This is a genomic window from Polaromonas sp. (genome assembly GCF_031411155.1).
Taxonomy (GTDB): Bacteria; Pseudomonadota; Gammaproteobacteria; order Burkholderiales; family Burkholderiaceae_C; genus Polaromonas.
The window spans coordinates 1-17,548 of record NZ_JANOAL010000323.1 but is presented as its reverse complement, the minus strand read 5'-3'; the positions used below and the strand labels follow the sequence as shown (position 1 = coordinate 17,548).

Annotated in this window: 14 protein-coding genes and 1 pseudogene; 12 read left to right on the top strand and 3 right to left on the bottom strand. The window is 63.4% G+C overall.

Annotation, left to right across the window (positions count from 1 at the left end):
* The 3 genes and pseudogenes from RMO23_RS18890 to RMO23_RS18880 form a co-directional block, all read left to right on the top strand.
* Positions 1 to 353 (top strand): annotated as a pseudogene (locus RMO23_RS18890) (MBL fold metallo-hydrolase); the annotation flags it as partial.
* Between the two features lie 86 nt (positions 354 to 439).
* Positions 440 to 1,531: a redox-regulated ATPase YchF gene (ychF, locus tag RMO23_RS18885; RefSeq protein WP_309684541.1), complete on the top strand. Its 1,092-nt coding sequence runs from the start codon at positions 440 to 442 to the stop codon at positions 1,529 to 1,531.
* A gap of 120 nt (positions 1,532 to 1,651) precedes the next feature.
* Positions 1,652 to 2,413: an rRNA pseudouridine synthase gene (locus tag RMO23_RS18880; RefSeq protein WP_309684538.1), complete on the top strand. Its 762-nt coding sequence runs from the start codon at positions 1,652 to 1,654 to the stop codon at positions 2,411 to 2,413.
* Positions 2,414 to 2,418: 5 nt separating this feature from the next.
* On the opposite strand, the gene RMO23_RS18875 is transcribed toward RMO23_RS18880, so the two are convergent.
* Positions 2,419 to 2,910 (bottom strand): YqaA family protein, encoded by a 492-nt coding sequence (locus RMO23_RS18875; RefSeq protein WP_309684535.1) that lies wholly within the window; start codon positions 2,908 to 2,910, stop codon positions 2,419 to 2,421.
* A gap of 175 nt (positions 2,911 to 3,085) precedes the next feature.
* On the opposite strand from RMO23_RS18875, the gene dusB reads away from it, so the two are divergent.
* The 3 genes from dusB to purH are packed head-to-tail and all read left to right on the top strand — an operon-like array spanning position 3,086 to position 6,046.
* A complete protein-coding gene (dusB, locus tag RMO23_RS18870) occupies positions 3,086 to 4,168 on the top strand; it encodes a tRNA dihydrouridine synthase DusB (protein WP_309684532.1) in 1,083 nt (360 codons plus the stop codon).
* Complete coding sequence (locus RMO23_RS18865) at positions 4,165 to 4,404, top strand: helix-turn-helix domain-containing protein (protein ID WP_309684530.1); 240 nt, start codon at positions 4,165 to 4,167, stop codon at positions 4,402 to 4,404. Before dusB ends, RMO23_RS18865 begins: the two co-directional genes overlap by 4 nt.
* A gap of 58 nt (positions 4,405 to 4,462) precedes the next feature.
* Positions 4,463 to 6,046, top strand: a complete 1,584-nt coding sequence (gene purH / locus RMO23_RS18860) for a bifunctional phosphoribosylaminoimidazolecarboxamide formyltransferase/IMP cyclohydrolase (protein ID WP_309684528.1) — start codon at positions 4,463 to 4,465, stop codon at positions 6,044 to 6,046.
* A 199-nt stretch (positions 6,047 to 6,245) separates the two neighbouring features.
* On the opposite strand, the gene hemL is transcribed toward purH, so the two are convergent.
* Both hemL and RMO23_RS18850 read right to left on the bottom strand, forming a co-directional pair.
* Positions 6,246 to 7,556 carry a glutamate-1-semialdehyde 2,1-aminomutase gene (gene hemL / locus RMO23_RS18855; RefSeq protein WP_309684526.1) on the bottom strand — a complete coding sequence of 437 codons (1,311 nt, stop codon included), beginning with the start codon at positions 7,554 to 7,556 and terminating at the stop codon, positions 6,246 to 6,248.
* Entirely contained in the window at positions 7,537 to 8,511 is a 975-nt protein-coding gene (locus RMO23_RS18850; RefSeq protein WP_309684524.1) for a bifunctional hydroxymethylpyrimidine kinase/phosphomethylpyrimidine kinase, read from the bottom strand. The genes hemL and RMO23_RS18850 overlap by 20 nt, the downstream gene beginning before the upstream one ends.
* A gap of 82 nt (positions 8,512 to 8,593) precedes the next feature.
* On the opposite strand from RMO23_RS18850, the gene RMO23_RS18845 reads away from it, so the two are divergent.
* The 6 genes from RMO23_RS18845 to RMO23_RS18820 form a co-directional block, all read left to right on the top strand.
* Entirely contained in the window at positions 8,594 to 8,767 is a 174-nt protein-coding gene (locus tag RMO23_RS18845; protein ID WP_309684522.1) for a rubredoxin, read from the top strand.
* A gap of 88 nt (positions 8,768 to 8,855) precedes the next feature.
* Positions 8,856 to 9,254 (top strand): response regulator, encoded by a 399-nt coding sequence (locus RMO23_RS18840; protein ID WP_309684520.1) that lies wholly within the window; start codon positions 8,856 to 8,858, stop codon positions 9,252 to 9,254.
* Positions 9,254 to 9,619, top strand: coding sequence for a response regulator (locus RMO23_RS18835; protein ID WP_309684516.1), 366 nt, complete (start codon positions 9,254 to 9,256; stop codon positions 9,617 to 9,619). Before RMO23_RS18840 ends, RMO23_RS18835 begins: the two co-directional genes overlap by 1 nt.
* A 22-nt stretch (positions 9,620 to 9,641) precedes the next feature.
* A complete protein-coding gene (locus tag RMO23_RS18830) occupies positions 9,642 to 10,172 on the top strand; it encodes a chemotaxis protein CheW (RefSeq protein WP_309684515.1) in 531 nt (176 codons plus the stop codon).
* Between the two features lie 242 nt (positions 10,173 to 10,414).
* A complete protein-coding gene (locus RMO23_RS18825; RefSeq protein ID WP_405041638.1) occupies positions 10,415 to 12,496 on the top strand; it encodes a methyl-accepting chemotaxis protein in 2,082 nt (693 codons plus the stop codon).
* A 66-nt stretch (positions 12,497 to 12,562) separates the two neighbouring features.
* Positions 12,563 to 17,548: Hpt domain-containing protein (locus RMO23_RS18820; RefSeq protein WP_309684510.1), on the top strand; the 4,986-nt coding region annotated here is incomplete at its 3' end.

Here is a 17,548-nt window from a genome sequence, read left to right as displayed (position 1 = left end):
TGATCGAAGGCTGTGGACGCACCGACTTCCAGAATGGCGATGCAGCGGCTTTGTACAGGAGCGTTACCGAAAAACTGTTTACTTTGCCGGAGGACACGCTCGTTTATCCGGGCCATGACTATCAGGAGCGGCGCGTTTCCTCCATTGCACAGGAAAAAAAGCGCAACCCGAGGCTCGGTCAGGGGCGCACGCTGGAGCAGTTCCGGGCCCTTATGGCAGGCCTCGATTTGCCCTACCCGCAATTCATTGACTACGCAGTAGCCGGTAACCGGCAATGCGGCATCTGCCCGGACCATGTGCCCGAGCAGCTGGAGAAATATTGCCGACAGATGAGCGAAAGCCTGCAGGGTTGAGCTGACCTTGTCAGGGTACAGCCCCTTGGGCCGGCGGGTTGGCGGGCATCGAATACACTTCTGCCTTACGTTTTTGAAGGTTTCTCATGAGTTTGAAGTGCGGCATCGTCGGCTTGCCCAACGTCGGAAAATCCACCCTGTTCAACGCCTTGACCAAGGCGGGCATCGCGGCGGAAAACTATCCTTTTTGCACGATTGAGCCCAATGTGGGCATCGTCGAGGTGCCCGACGCACGGCTCGATGCACTCTCTGGCATCGTCAGCCCGCAAAAGGTGCAGCGCGCGATTGTCGAGTTTGTCGACATTGCCGGCCTGGTGGCCGGTGCCAGCACCGGCGAGGGTCTGGGCAACAAGTTCCTGGCCCACATCCGCGAAACCGACGCCACCGTCAACGTGGTGCGCTGCTTTGAAGACGACAACGTGATCCACGTCGCCGGCAAGGTCGACCCGATCTCCGACATTGAAGTGATACAGACCGAACTGTGCCTGGCCGACCTGGCGGCGGTGGAAAAAGCCCTGCACCGCGTCACCAAGACCGCGCGCTCGGGTGACAAGGAGTCCATCAAGCTGGTGGCGATTCTGGAAAAATGCCAGGCCGCCCTGAACGAGGCCAGGCCGGTGCGCACCATCGAGTTCAGCAAGGAAGAACAGCCGCTGCTGCAGCAGTTTTTCCTGATCACCGCCAAGCCCGCCATGTTTGTCGCCAACGTCGCCGAAGACGGCTTTGAGAACAACCCTTTCCTGGACCGCCTGAAGGCCTACGCCGCCGCGCAAAATGCCCCGGTGGTGGCGATTTGCGCCAAGATGGAAGCCGAAATGGCCGACATGGACGAGGAAGACAAGAAGATGTTCCTCGCCGAAATCGGCCAGGACGAGCCGGGGCTGAACCGTCTGATCGTCGCCGCCTACAAGCTGCTGGGCCTGCAAACCTACTTCACCGCCGGGGTCAAGGAAGTGCGCGCCTGGACCATCCATGTCGGTGACACCGGCCCGCAGGCTGCCGGCGTGATCCACACCGATTTTGAAAAAGGCTACATCCGGGCCCAGACCATTGCCTTTGACGACTTCATCGCCTTCAAGGGCGAGCAGGGTGCCAAGGATGCCGGCAAGATGCGCAGCGAAGGCAAGGACTACGTCGTCAAGGATGGCGATGTGATGAATTTCCTGTTCAGCAGCTGAAAATCCAGCCGTTTCGGCCTCTAGCCCAAGCTTAATGGGCGTATACAGCTATTTATTTGATAGCAAACCGGCTTCCTCTTGCAGTGACCCGCACCGGACCCACCAGGACCCCACGCCGCCATGACCGACCCCCAACGCCCCGACCAGCGCCTGGCCAAACGTCTGGCTGAAATGATGGGCTGCTCGCGCAGCGAGGCCGAGCAGTACATCGAAGGCGGCTGGGTCACGGTCGATGGCGTGGTGGTGGAAGAGCCGCAATTCCGGGTACTGAACCAGACCATCGCACTCGACAAAAACGCCAGCCTGCTGGCCCTGACGGCCGTGACCCTGCTGCTGCACAAGCCGGCCGGCTACGAGGCCGGCCTGGGCAGCGCGGCGGACGGCAAGGCACCGCCGGCCGCCGAGCTGCTGTCGCTAGCGAACCAGGCGGTGGGCGACCGCTCCGGCATCCGTCCGCTCAAAAAACATTTTTCAGCCTCCAGCCTGGCGACCCCGCTGGCCACGCCGGCCAGCGGCCTGGTGGTGTTTACCCAGGACTGGCGCGTGGCGCGCAAGCTGCAGGAAGACGCCAGCACGCTGGAGCATGAAGTGATTGTGCAGGTCAGCGGTGAGATCAAGCCCGGCGGGCTGGAGCGCCTGAACCGCATCGACCATGGCTTTACCTTCAATGGCGCGCTGCTGCCGCCGGCCAAGGTCAGCTGGCAGAGCGAGGTGCGGCTGCGCTTTGCGCTGAAGGGGGCGATGCCGGGGCAGATCGCCTATATGTGCGAAAGTGTGGGGCTGCAGGTCGAGGCCATGAAGCGCATACGCCTGGGCCGCTTGCCGCTGAGCCAGCTGCCGCCCGGCCAGTGGCGCTACCTGTTGCCGCATGAACGGTTTTAGCATCCTTATCCGGCCAGGCCCGGAATAATCCCCGGAAACGCCCAGATCAGGCCGCCGGTCATCAGGAAATAGCGCGCAAACTTGCCGATGGCCATGTAGGCCAGGCAGGGCCAGAACGGAAACTTGAGCCAGCCGGCCACCGCGCACAGCGGGTCGCCCACCACCGGCAGCCAGGCCAGCAAACAGGCCTTGGGCCCGAGTTTTTCCAGCCATTCGATGGCGCGGCTGTGGTGCGTGGAATGCTGGTACTTGTCCACCACCTTGTGCGCGCCATAGCCCATCCACCAGTCCAGCGCGCCGCCCAGGGTGTTGCCGACGGTAGCCACCAGCACCGCCGGCCAGAACATGGCGGGATTGAGCTTGACCAGCCCGAACACCACGGGTTCGGAACCCAGCGGCACCAGCGTGGCGGAAATAAAGGACACCACAAACACCGTGCTCAGGCCATATTCGGGCAGGGCCAGCAGTGCTATCAGGCGGTGAATCCATTCTTCCATAGAGGTCCGAGTATAGGCAGTGCCGGCGGGCGCGGATTGCCGGGTAGTTGCTTACAAATCAGTGGGCCAGGAGCACCAGCGGGGGATGCAAATTTCAATTGCTGAAATTTTGGGCAGTTACAATACGGGCAGTTTCCGAGCCTTCTTTTTCAGCCATCCGCATCCCCTTCTCCCAATGAACATCGGTCCCTACGCTCTGGCAAACAATGTGTTTGTCGCGCCCATGGCGGGAGTGACCGACCGGCCTTTTCGCCAGCTCTGCAAGCAGCTGGGCGCCGGTTATGCGGTCAGCGAAATGGTGACCTCGCGCCGCGATTTGTGGGACAGCCTGAAGACCTCGCGCCGCGCCAACCATGAGGGCGAAGTGGCGCCGATTGCGGTGCAGATTGCCGGCACCGATGCGCGGATGATGGCCGATGCGGCGGCCTACAACGTCGATCGCGGGGCCCAGATCATCGATATCAACATGGGTTGCCCGGCCAAGAAGGTCTGCAGCAAGTGGGCCGGTTCGGCGCTGATGCAGGATGAAACCCTGGCGCTGCAGATTGTCGAGGCGGTCGTGGCGGCCTGCGCACCGCACCGGGTTCCGGTCACCCTCAAGATGCGCACCGGCTGGGCCCAAGGCCACAAGAATGCGCTGACGATTGCGCGCGCGGCGGAGAGCGCCGGCGTGCAGATGCTCACCGTGCATGGCCGCACACGCGAGCAGGGCTACAAGGGGCTGGCCGAATACGACACGATTGCCGCCGTGAAGGCGGCGCTGCGCATTCCGGTGGTGGCCAACGGCGACATCGACAGCCCCGAAAAAGCCCGCGAGGTGCTGGCCTATACCGGCGCCGACGCCGTCATGATCGGCCGCGCGGCCCAGGGCCGGCCCTGGATTTTTCGCGAGGTGGCGCATTTTCTGGCCACCGGCAGCCTGCTGGCGCCGCCGCTGGTGGCCGAAGTCAAGCGCCTGCTGTTGGACCATTTGCTGGAGCATTACACGCTCTATGGCGACTTCACCGGCGTGCGCACGGCGCGCAAACATATCGGCTGGTATGTCAAAAGCCTGCCCGGCGGCGAAGCGTTTCGGGCGCAGATGAACCTGCTCAAAGACTGCGAGGCGCAACTGCAGGCCGTGACGGATTATTTTGACGCGCTGGGCGCGCGCATGGACCGCGTGCCGGCCGGCAATGCGCACGGCGAACGGGGCGACGCCAACGTTGCGCCTGAGGCAGAGATGAACAAAGACAACAAGGAAGAAGCGGCGGCATGAGCAAGAAACACATCGAAGAGTGCGTACGCACCAGTCTGGAAGGCTATTTCAAGGACCTGCACGGCACCGAGCCCGACGGCAGCATGTACGACATGATGGTGCGGGTGGTGGAAAAGCCGCTGCTCGAGGTGGTGATGCAGCATGCCGAGAACAACCAGTCGCGCGCCGCCGAATGGCTGGGCCTGAACCGCAATACCCTGCGCAAAAAACTGGTCGAGCACAAGCTCATCAAGTAAGTCCGATTTCCCGCACGGTTCGGGCCTGCCGGACTGCATTTCTACAAAAGACACATTAATGAACGCCTTAATTTCCGTTTCCGACAAGACCGGCATCCTTGAATTTGCGCAGGCCCTGCATGCGCTGGGCATCAGGCTGCTGTCCACCGGCGGTACCGCCAAGCTGCTGGCCGGCGCCGGCCTGCCGGTGACCGAAGTGGCCGAGCTGACCGGCTTTCCCGAAATGCTCGATGGCCGCGTCAAAACCCTGCACCCCAAGGTGCATGGCGGCTTGCTGGCGCGGCGCGACCTGCCCGAGCACATGGCGGCCCTGAAGGCCCACGACATCGACACCATCGACCTGCTGGTGGTCAACCTCTACCCGTTTGAAGCGACCGTGGCCAAGCCCGGCTGCACCCTCGAAGACGCTATTGAGAACATCGACATCGGTGGCCCGGCCATGGTGCGCTCGGCCGCCAAGAACTGGAAGGATGTGGGCGTGCTGACCGATGCCTCGCAGTACGCGGGGGTGCTCGATGAACTGAAGGCCGGCGGCCAGCTGACCCACGCCACCAAATTTGCCCTGTCGGTGGCCGCCTTTAATCGCATCAGCCAGTACGACGGTGCTATCAGCGACTACCTCTCGGGCATTCGGGCCGACGGCGCGCACGGCCTGTTCCCGGGCCAGGCCAATGGCCGGTTCATCAAGGTGCAGGATCTGCGTTACGGCGAAAACTCGCACCAGCAGGCCGCGCTGTACCGCGATCTGTACCCGGCGCCAGGCTCGCTGGTGACCGCCAAGCAGCTGCAGGGCAAGGAGCTGTCGTACAACAACATTGCCGACGCCGACGCCGCCTGGGAATGCGTCAAGAGCTTCGACCTGATCAAGGACGGCGCCGCCTGCGTTATCGTCAAGCACGCCAACCCCTGCGGCGTGGCCACCGGCATTGACGCGCTGGATGCCTACAGCAAGGCCTTCAAGACCGATCCGACCTCCGCTTTTGGCGGCATTATTGCCCTGAATTCCCCGCTGGACGAGCGTGCCGCGCTACAAATTGCCAAGCAGTTCGTGGAGGTGCTGATGGCGCCGGCGTTCTCGCCCGAGGCGCTGGAGGTGTTCAAGAGCAAGGTCAATGTGCGGCTGTTGCAGATTGATTTGCCGGCTGGCGGCGACTCCGCCTGGCTGCAAGGCCGCAACGCCGTGGACGTCAAGCGTGTCGGCTCGGGCCTGCTGATGCAGACGGCCGACAACCATGAGCTGCTGCTTTCCGACCTGAAGGTGGTCAGCCAGCTGCAGCCCACACCGGCGCAGCTGCTGGACCTGCTGTTTGCCTGGAAAGTGGCCAAGTACGTCAAGTCCAATGCGATCGTGTTTTGCTCCGGCGGCATGACGCTGGGTGTTGGTGCCGGCCAGATGAGCCGCATCGATTCGGCGCGCATCGCTTCCATCAAGGCCGCCAATGCCGGCCTGAGCCTGGACGGCTCGGCCGTGGCCAGCGACGCCTTTTTCCCGTTTCGCGACGGGCTCGATGTGGTGGTCGATGCGGGTGCAAGCTGCGTGATTCAGCCCGGCGGCAGCATGCGCGATGATGAAGTGATTGCCGCCGCCAACGAGCGCGAGGTGGTCATGGTGTTGACCGGCGTGCGCCACTTCAGGCATTGAAGTTCGCCGCTCGGCTACTGCGCGTGCGCATGGCGGCGTTGGTCCGCTGCTCGGAATCCTCACGTACCGAAGTACGTTCCGGTTCCTGCGCTGCGTCCGCCTTGCCCTGCACCCGCTCGCTACGCCGCTCGGCGAACTTCGGGGTGCATTGTTTAAGAGAAAATAGCCGCAGCACCCGCTCAAAGGGCGTAAACAGCTATTATTTTGATAGCATCTTGAAGATCTCGCGCGCCGCTGCCACGGTGGCCGCGATGTCTTCGTCGCTGTGCGCGGCGCTGACAAAGCCGGCCTCGTAGAGCGCCGGCGCGATGTAGACACCGCGGTCCAGCAGGCCGTGAAACAGCGCGTTGAAGCGCGCGTTGTCGGTGGTCATGACCTTGGCGTAGTTCTGCGGCAGCGCGTCAAACAAGAAGAAGCCGAACATGCCGCCTTCGCTGTCGGCGCTGAAGGGCAGGCCCTCGGCCGCCGCGGCGGCCTTCAGGCCTTCGACCAGCGCGCGCGTCTTTTGAGACAGCGCTTCATAAAAACCGGGCTTGGCGATTTCCTTCAGCGTAGCCAGGCCGCAGGCGGTGGCGACCGGGTTGCCCGACAAGGTGCCGGCCTGGTAGACCGGGCCCAGCGGCGCGAGCTGTTCCATGATGGCGCGCGGCCCGCCAAAGGCCGCCAGCGGCATGCCGCCGCCTATCACCTTGCCCAGCACCGTGAGGTCGGGCCTGATGCCGAGCACGCCTTGCGCGCCATGCAGGCCGACGCGAAAACCGGTCATCACTTCATCGAACACCAGCAGCGCGCCATGCTCGGTGCAAAGTTCGCGGCAACGCTGCGCAAACGCGGGCGTGGCGCGCACAAAGTTCATGTTGCCGGCGATCGCCTCGATCATCAGGCAGGCCAGCTCGTGCCCGTGCAGGGCAAACGCTTCCTCGAGCTGCGCCAGGTTGTTGTATTCGAGCACCAGCGTGTGCTGCACCGCTTCGGGCGGCACGCCGCCCGAGGTCGGGTGGCCAAAGGTGGCCAGGCCCGAGCCGGCCTTGACCAGCAGTGCGTCGGCATGGCCGTGGTAGCAGCCCTCGAACTTGATGATGTAGTTGCGGCCGGTGGCGCCGCGCGCCAGGCGCAGCGCGCTCATGGCCGCTTCGGTGCCGGAGCTGACCAGGCGCACCATTTCCATCGAGGGCACCAGCGCGAGGATGGCCTCGGCCAGCTCGATCTCGCGCTCGGTCGGCGCGCCGTAGGAGAAGCCTTCGAGCACGGCTTTTTGCACCGCCTCGACCACGGCCGGATGACCATGCCCGAGAATCATCGGCCCCCAGGAACCGATGTAGTCGATGTAGCGCTGGCCGTCGGCATCCCAGAAGTAGGCGCCCTGCGCGCGCTCGATGAAGCGCGGCGTGCCGCCCACCGCCTTGAAGGCGCGTACCGGCGAATTGACGCCGCCCGGAATCACTTGTCGGGCGCGCTCGAACAGCGCGCTGTTGCGGGAGGTGTCAGACTTAGTGCTTGGTGGTGCCATTGGGGGGGAGCTCAAAGGGAAGGTTGGAAGTCAGGTCGCCAGCATCGTCTGCCGCATCGGAGTCATCCGCCTCATCGCCGGATTCTTCAGCGTCCACATCGGTCTGGGCCCAGAACAGGCGGTCCGGCACGATGTGGCCCATGCCGGGGTGAAAGCCGGCGTCCAGGCTGTGGTCGAGGTAGGTCAGGGCTTCGGCGGTGGCGGCCTGCAGGTCGTGGCCGTTGGCCAGCAGGGCCGACAGTGCGGCCGAGAGCGTCTCGCCGGCGCCGGCAAAAACGGCCTCGAATCGTTCGAATTTTTCGCTGTAGAGCACGGCCAGCGGCGTCGCCAGCACATTCTCGATGAATTGCTCGGGCAGCGGAATGCCGCTCACCAGCGTGTAGGGCACGCCCAGGTCGGCGGCGGCCTTGGCAATGTCCCGCGCTGACGGATTGCGTTCGCCCGACCAGTCGGGCAGCAGCCAGCGCCACAAGGTGCTGTGGTTGCCAACCAACACCGTGGTTTGCGGCAACAGCAGCTCGCGAAAGGCGTCTAGGTAGCTGTCGATCTCGCTTTCCTCCCACCAGGCCAGGCTGGGCATGTAAGCGATAAGTGGTATGTCGGCATAGTCCGAAGCGATTTCGGCAATGGTGCTGATGTTCTCGGGGCTGCCGACGAAGCCGACCTTGATGGCCGACACCGGCATGTCTTCCAGTGCCGAGCGCGCCTGCTCGGTCACGGCTTCCTCGTCGAAGGAGAAGTGGTCAAAAATCTCGGCCGTGTCGCGCACATAAGCGCCGGTGACCACGGCCAGCGGATGCGCGCCAGCGGAAGCGATGGCGGTGATGTCGGCCGTCAAACCGCCCGCGCCGCTCGGGTCGCTGGCATTGAAGGTCATGACGCAGGCCGGTGAACTGTCGCTGTCCTCGATCTGGATCTGGCGACTGTCCGTGGAGGGGGTGTGGGGGTTTGCCATAGGCTGCGATTTTGCCTCTTATATCAATAAGCAACGCCGCGTCGATACAATCATTGCATTCTATTCGAAGGCAACTTAAGCTGTGATTCAATCAACGACCTGGATGTGTTTAATTTGTGGGTGGATCTATGACGAGACCGTCGGTTCACCGGAGCATGGCATTGCACCAGGCACGCCCTGGGCGCAGGTCCCGATGAACTGGACCTGCCCTGAGTGTGGAGCGCGCAAGGAAGATTTCGAAATGGTCCAGATCTAGGCCGGACACCCAACGCCGGGGCGCTTGCCCTGGCCGTCCCTGCCTGATGCCACGGCATCAGGGTCTGCAAAAAACAGGAGCATAGGCAGTGAGTATTCCCAGTTCCGGACTCAAGGTGTTGGTGGTCGATGACAGCAACACCATTCGGCGCAGCGCCGAGATTTTCCTGAAGCAGGGCGGGCACGAAGTCTTGCTGGCCGAGGACGGTTTTGATGCACTGTCCAAGGTCAATGACTACGAACCCCACCTGATTTTTTGCGACATCCTGATGCCCCGCCTGGACGGCTACCAGACCTGTGCAATCATCAAACGCAATGCAAAATTTTCCGGTGTGCCGATTGTGATGCTGTCCTCCAAGGACGGTGTGTTCGACAAGGCCAGGGGGCGCATGGTCGGCTCGCAAGACTACCTGACCAAGCCTTTTACCAAAGACCAGCTGCTGCAAACGGTGCAGGACCTGGGTACCGCAAAACAAGGAATGGTGTAATGGCGATTAAAAAAGTGCTGGTGATTGATGACTCCAAGACCGAACTGATGTACTTGACGGACCTGCTGGTCAAAAATGGCTTCACCGTCAAGACCGCGGAAAACGCCGAGGAAGCCTTTCGCCGCCTGATTGAAGACAAGCCCGAGCTGATCCTGATGGATGTGGTGATGCCGGGGCAAAACGGTTTTCAGCTGACGCGCGCCATTTCGCGTGACCCGCTGTACGCTGACATCCCGATCGTCATGTGCACCAGCAAAAACCAGGAGACCGACCGGGTCTGGGGCATGCGCCAGGGCGCCCGCGACTACATCACCAAGCCTGTGAATGGTGAAGAGCTGATGGCCAAGATCAAGGCCCTCGGCTGATTCACGGGTATCCAACCAGAGCATGGCGAACAGACAAGCCCTCAGGGAGCTACAAACCCGGCTGGCCGAAAGGCTGCAGATTGCACGTACCCAGGGCGTCGCCGCGTCCTGGCTGGCGGTGGAAGCGGGAGCCCGGAAATACCTGTTTCCGCTGAGCCAGTCGGGTGAGATATTCCCCTGGGTCAGCACCCAGCCGGTGCCCTACACCCAGGCCTGGTTTGCCGGCGTGGCCAATTTGCGCGGCGGCCTGTTTGGTGTGGTGGACCTGGCCAGCTACGTCAGTGGCCAGTCGCCCACGCCAAAAAACGAACTTGCTCGTTCGGAAACCCGGCTGGTCGCGCTCAACAGCGCGCTCCAGGTCAATTGCGCCCTGCTGATCGACAAGCTGGCCGGGCTGCGCAACCAGGCGGCATTCAACGATTTTTCTGAAAAAGCGGCCGACGCGCCCGATTATTTTGGCAATCAGTATGTCGATCTCCATGGCGCAAGCTGGCAGGAAATCAACCTCCAGTTGCTTGCCCAGCAAGCGGATTTTTTGACGATAGGCGCATAGCGCATCCTGTTTCTCCGAGAAGGCTTTCCATGTCTGTTATTGAAAATATCCAGAACCTGTTTAAACCGAAGTCCAGCCAGCCCGGGGACAGCATGGACATGGCATCGCTGGGAACCCCGGCGGACGTGCGGGGCGCCGGCGCCATGAGCGAGGACCACTTGCGCACTTCCGCTGTCCGCGCGGAGAGCCGCGGCGACGCCGCATTTGCGGCCAGCCGTGTCGCCACGCTGGAAGAGGTCGGCATGGCAGAAAGTCCTGATCTGCTACGGCTACCCGTGCTGGGCCGCCGGACCATTGGCCAGCACCAACGGATTCTGGTGACCGCACTGGTGCTGGCGCTGGCCGTGCTGGCGCTGGTGACCGTCTTGACGCTGAGGCAGGCAGACAAGGTGACGCAGCAGGTGGCGGCCACCGGTGACTCCCTCATGCAGTCGCAGCGGCTGGCGAAATCCGTATCGCAGGCGCTGGTGGGCAGTGCCCAGGCCTTCCCCGACGTGCGCGAAAGCTCCGAAGTGCTGGCCAAAACCCTGCGCGGCCTGAAGTCCGGCGAGGACAGCATGCGGCTGGCACCGGTGAGCAATGATTTGCAGGCCGATGTGGAGAAAGTCACGCCCCTGGTGGATCAGGCCGAGAAGAACGCCAAGATCGTGATGGCCCAGCAAAACATCCTGACCCAGGTGGGCAATGCCTTGCGCACCATCAACCGCCAGTCATCCGATTTGCTGGAAATTGCAGAAACCATTTCCTCGCTCAAGCTGCAGCAAAATGCGGCACCTGCAGAGATTTCGGCCGCCGGTCAGCTGGTGATGCTGACGCAGCGGATTGGCAAGTCGGCCAACGAATTTTTGACGATCGAAGGCGTGAGCCCGGAGGCGGTGTTCCTGCTCGGCAAGGATTTGAACTCCTTCAAGGAAATCGCCCTGGGCCTGCAGGACGGCAGCCCGGAGTTGCGTCTGACCGGATCCAAGGACCCGCAGACGCGCGAACGGCTGGGAGCCTTGATGACCTTGTATGAACAGACTCGCGTACAGGCCGGCGCCATTCTGGGTAACTTGCAGGGGCTAGTGTCTGCGCGCGAAGCGCAGTCCGCCATCATTGCCGACAGCGAACCCCTGCGCCGGGGTCTTGAGGACTTGCAGGGCAAGCTGTCCACCGAAACCGGTTTGGGCGCTGGCGCCTTGGCCGCGCTGGTGGCGGCAGCCGCCTTTGCGCTGCTGTGCGCTGCCGGACTGGCGCGCCTGCAGGTGCAGGACAGCCAGCAGCGTCAGTCGGTGGCTGAAACCCAGCGCCAGGAAGCCAAAAGCCAGGAGCAGGATGCCAAACGCGTCAATGACGCCAACCAGGCCGCCATTTTGCGCTTGATGAATGAGTTGCAGACCGTGGCCGAGGGCGATTTGACGCAGGAAGCCACCGTGACCGAAGACATTACCGGTGCCATTGCCGACTCGGTGAACTACACCGTGGAGGAGTTGCGCCAGTTGGTCGGTAACGTGCAAAACACGGCGACCCGGGTGGCGCAGACGACGGCCCAGGTCGAGAGCACTTCGACCGAGCTGCTGGCGGCGTCCACCGAGCAGCTGCGCGAGATCCGCGAAACCGGCCAGTCGGTGCTTGACATGGCGTCCCGGATTAACCAGGTGTCGTTCCAGGCGCAGGAGTCTTCGCAAGTGGCGCGCCAGTCGCTGACGGCCGCCGAATCCGGCCTGCAGGCCGTGCAGAACGCCATCGGCGGCATGAACTCGATTCGTGACCAGATTCAGGAGACCTCCAAACGCATCAAGCGGCTGGGCGAATCGTCGCAGGAGATTGGCGAGATCACCGAGCTGATTTCCGACATTACCGAGCAGACCAACGTGCTGGCGCTGAACGCCGCCATTCAGGCCGCATCAGCCGGCGAAGCAGGGCGCGGTTTCTCGGTGGTGGCCGAAGAGGTGCAGCGGCTGGCCGAGCGCTCGGCCGACGCAACGCGCCAGATTTCGGCGCTGGTGAAGGCGATTCAAACCGACACCCAGGATGCGGTGGCCGCCATGGAACGCTCCACGCAAGGCGTGGTCGAGGGAGCCAGGCTGTCGGATAACGCCGGTACGGCGCTGACGGAAATTGACCAGGTGTCCAGGCGCCTGGCTGAGCTGATCGAGCAGATTTCCAATGCTGCCACCCGGGAGGCAGCCTCCGCCAACGTGGTGGCCGAAAACATCCAGCATATTTTTGCGGTAACGGAGCAGACCGGAGAAGGTACCCGCTCCACCGCGCAGCAGGTGCGCGATCTGTCGCGCATGGCCGAAGAGCTGCGCCAGTCGGTGTCCCGCTTCAAAATTGCCTGATGCCAGTTTGTTGTGCCTGACCGCGACGCCAGCCCCTGACACCGATTTATGAACCGGCCCGTGACCATGCAATCCACCGTCCCGAATTCAACCGCAGCCGACCCCGATTTCGCCTTCAATGACCTGGGCCCGCTGGCCTGGGTGCTGGACGAGCTTCGAAAATCGCTGGATGGCGCGGCCAGGTCCATCAAGCGTTTTGTGCGTGAGGCTGAGGTCGCCCGTGGCTCGGACCTTGCCGCCGTCGATGCCAGCCAGTTGCGCATCGCGCGCCAGCAGTTGCATCAGGCCGTGGGCGCGCTGGAGATGGTGGGGCTGGCCAAGCCGGCGCTGCTGCTTCGGGCCATGGAAGCGGCGGTGCAAAAGTTTGTGTTGCAACCCGAGCAGTGCAGCCAGGATGCCGCAGCCAGGATTGAGCGCGCCAGCTTTGCGCTGACTGAATACCTGGAAGGGGTGCTGGCGGACAAGCCGGTATCGCCGGTTTCGCTGTTTCCGCAATTCCGCGAGGTGCAGGAACTGGTGCGGGCCGACCGCATCCACCCGGCCGATCTGTGGCCCCTGGAGTGGCGCTGGCTGGAGCCTGAACTGGCAGTTACCGCCGCGCCCCGACCGTACGATGCCGGCGCCCGGGCAGAACTCGATCCCTGCGTGCTTCAGCTCATGAAGGGCAAGGCGCCGCAGGCCGCCCAGACGCTCAAGACCCTGAGCCTTGGATTTTCCGCGGGGCAGCTGGACCGCCAGCCCAGAATTTTCTGGAAAATCGCAGCGGCCTATTTCGAGGCCGTCGAAAACGATTTGCTCGCCCCCGATGTGTATGTGAAACGCGCTGCATCCCGCATTCTGTTGCAGTATGCGGCCCTGGCCAAGGGGGATTCCACCCTGTCGGAGCGCCTCGCCCAGGACCTGCTTTTTTTCTGCGCCCAGGCGGCGTCTGCGCGCGCCAGCGACACACCGGTGCTGTCGGCAGTGCGTGGCGCCTATGGGTTGACGCAGTTCAAGCCAGTCGACTACGAAATCGTGCAGTTTGGCCGCTTCGATCCGGCCCTGCTGGCGCAAGCACGCAAGCGCATCACCTCGGCCAAGGAAACCTGGTCGTCACTGTCGGCCGGTGACGGCAGCAAGCTCAAATCAGTGACCGACCAGTTCAGCCTGGTGACCGATTCCCTGCTCAAGCTGCATCCGCCCAGCGAGCCATTGGCGCAGGCCTTGACCCGCGCGGTCGACACCACGGTGCGCACGTCGCAGTCGCCGCGCATCGAACTGGCGATGGAGGTGGCCACTTCGCTGCTCTTTCTGGAGGCGGCTTTCGAGGATCTGGATCCCAACGATTCGCAGCTGGCGGCCCGCACGGCCAATCTGGCGGAACGCCTGGAAGGGGTGCGCGAGGGTGGCCAGCCTCAGCCGCTGGAAGGCTGGATGGAGGACTTGTATCGCCGGGTCAGTGACAAGCAGACCATGGGCAGCGTGGTGGGCGAGTTGCGCGTGTCGCTGGGTGAGATTGAAAAATCGCTGGATCTGTTTTTTCGCAATCCCGCCGACAAAACCGCCCTGCACCCGGTGCCAGGCCAGATGGCGCAAATGCGCGGCGTGCTGTCGGTGCTGGGGCTGGACCTGGCCTCGCGTGCGGTGTTGCGCATGCGCGGCAGCGTCGAACAGATGCTGGCCAATGATGCTGGCGACGCGAGCGCTATCGACGGGCCCCTGGCGCGCAACGCGGGCACGTTTGAGCAAATTGGCAACAATCTGGGGGCATTGAGCTTTTTGATTGACATGCTCAACTACCAGCCGGTGCTGGCCAAGAAGCTGTTTGTCTACGACGAGGAAAAAGGGGAACTCAAACCCCTGATGGGACGGGTTCCAGGTGCAGCCAGCGCTGCGTCCAGGGTGACGGTGAAAAGCGATGCGCTGTCGGAGCAAGCGCTGCAAGCCGTGCGAAACGCACAGAACGCCTCGGTTGATGCGTCAACCGACAGCCTGACCGAACGGCTCGATGCGCTGGCGGTTCAGGCCGCGCTGGCCGAACAACCGGCGCTGGCCCGTAGCGCCCGCGAGGCGGCGGTGGCGGTGTTGGCCAATAACGCCGACGCGACGGCCGATGCCCTGAACAGCCTGGCGTCGTCAATGCCGGCGCCCGCCCCGGTGGCCAGCGAGGCCAACCAGCCGGTGCCTGTCGACTACGAAGAAGATGACTTGCGCGATATCTTTCTGGAAGAGGCGCGTGAAGTGGTGGCCAGTGGCCAGGAAGCCCTGGCGGCGCTGGCCGACGACACCGGCGATGTCTCGCAATTGACCGTGCTGCGCCGTGCTTTTCACACGCTCAAGGGCAGTTCGAGAATGGTCGGGCTCAATCAGCTGGGCGAGGCCGCCTGGTCGTTTGAGCAAATGCTCAACAGCTGGCTGGCCGATCAGAAACCGGTCACCCGCGAATTCATGTCTTTGGTGTCTGAAGCCATGTCGGGCTTTGCCCGCTGGGTTGATGACATTGCCGCCAATCAGCACGGCGCCTGGCTGGCCGCGGATTTCCAGCGCAGCACAAACGCCCTGCTGACACGGGCGCGCTACCTGCCCATCGGCCCATCCACGCCAGTCAGCGCGCACTCACCTATTGAGCCAGTTCAGACGGCGGCCGCGCTGGATCTTTCCCTGTTGATTGAACTGGAGCCGGATGCGACCGACTCCGACACCGCCAGCGCGCTGGATCTGGCTGACGCAACGGCTGAGCCCGCGCTGGAGTTTGACCTTTTCCTTGACGCCGTACCACTGGATCCGTCGGCATCCACCGTGACCGAGGGGCAACTGGCAGCACCGGCCCAGGACATTGAAGAGATCGATTTCGACAGCCTGTTTGACCTGCCGGCGGATTTCAACCCCGCGGTGGAGTCCACCGAGGCCATATTGCCGGTCCTGCCCGAGCATCTGCCCGTCGAGGCAGCCCCAGTACAGGCGATGCAGCTGTCGGATGCCGACTTTGACCGGCACTTCAAGCCTGAGGAAGCCGCATCGGTTCAGGCACAGGAACCCGTTGTTGTCGTCTCCGCCGAGCCGCCCGTTGCTGAAATCGCTGCCACCCTGCCGGAGCCGGTCGCAGCGCCAGTGCTTGCAGCGGCGGCAGCCGACAGCATCCTGCCGGTGGACGACGGCGAGGACGAGCAGATCAAGGTGATTGGCGGCCTGCGCATCGGCATTCCGCTTTACAACGTGTACCTGAACGAGGCCGATGAGTGGTCGCGCCGGCTGGTCACGGAAGTGGCCGAATGGGCGATTGAGCGCGACCAGCCGGTCAATGACTCCACCGTGGCGCTCGCCCATTCCCTGGCCGGCAGTTCTGCCACCGTTGGTTTTCATGCCTTGTCGGAGATGGCGCGGGCGCTCGAGCATGCCTTGCAGCAATCGCGTGCCCACCATAGCCATGGCGCGGCGACCTACGGCCAGGTGTTTGTGGACGCGGCGGAAGACATACGCCGCTTGCTGCACCAGTTCGCCGCCGGTTTCCTCAAGCAGCCCGATACCCGTCTTCTGGATCGCCTGAAGCAGCTCGACTTCTCCGATTCGGGGCTGCAGCCGGTCAGCGAATTGGCCGATGCTGACTTTGCGCAGGGGCCGGGGCAGGCCGATGCAGCGCCGTCGGAGCCCGCCGAGCCCGCCGAGCCCGCGAGTCTGGAGGCACTGGAGGCGCCCGCTGCGCCGCCAGCCGCGCCGGAACCCGTGCTGGCGGCCCCCGCCAGGGTGGTTGCGCCGCCCGTCCGGCTGGTGCCCCCGGTAGGCGCGCCAGCGGGCACGCCAGTTGCCGCCATCTTCAATGAGAACGCGGAGGATGACATCGATGCAATCGATGCGGTCGACCCGGACCTGTTCCCGATTTTTGAGGAGGAAGGCGCAGAACTCATGCCCCAGTTGGGCGGCGCGCTGCGCCAGTGGTCGGCGCGGCCCGACAACCAGAGTGCACGCATGGAAGTGTTGCGGGCACTGCATACGCTCAAGGGCAGCGCCCGTCTGGCCGGCGCCTTGCGTCTGGGTGAAATGGCGCACCGGATTGAATCAGAGATTGAGTACCTCGGGACCGAAGCGGCGGCCAGCCAGGAGTTCGAGCCGTTACTGACCCGCTTTGACGCCATGCAGGCCGCCTTTGAAGCCCTGCGCCATGCCGATGCCGCGGCTGCCGCTGCTGCGCCATTGGTCACGCTTGAAGCGGTCGCGCCGACGCCCGAAGCGGCGGCGCCGGTGAAGGCCGAGCCCGCGCTGCGTGACAGCAGCGCCGTCAAATTGGCGATTCCGGCGCCACAGGCCATGGCCATGCAGCCGCTGCGGCAGGCGGCCACGGCCTCGATACGCGTGCGCTCCCAGTTGCTGGACCGCATGGTGACCCAGGCCGGCGAGGTGATGATCACGCGCTCGCGGCTGGAAGCCGAACTGGGTCAGCTGCGCACCTCGCTGAACGACATGAGCGGCAACCTGAACCGCTTGCGCCAGCAGCTTCGCGACATTGAGCTGCAGGCTGAAACCCAGATGCAGTCGCGTCTCGCCCAGGCCAAGGAAGCGCAGGCCGGCTTTGATCCGCTTGAATTTGACCGCTTCACACGGGTGCAGGAACTCACCCGCATGATGGCCGAGTCTGTCAACGACGTCGCGACTGTGCAGCGAACGCTTCAGCGTACAGTTGAAGCGACCGAAGACGACCTGATCGCGCAAGCCCGTCAGACGCGTGAACTTCAGCGCGATCTGCTCCGTACGCGCATGGTCGAGTTCGAAGGAATATCAGACCGCTTGTACCGCGTGATCAGGCAGGCCTCCAAAGACACAGGCAAACAGGTGCGACTTGACCTGTTGGGCGGAACCATCGAGATGGATCGCGGCATGCTGGACCGCATGACGCCTGCTTTTGAGCACCTTCTCCGCAACTGCGTCGCTCACGGTATCGAAGAACCGCATGACCGGATCAAAGCCGGCAAGGAACCGGTGGGGCTGATCACGGTGCATCTGCGTCACGAGGGAAATGACGTCTCGGTGGACTTTAGCGATGATGGTGCCGGTCTTGATTTGCAGCGCATTCGCGAC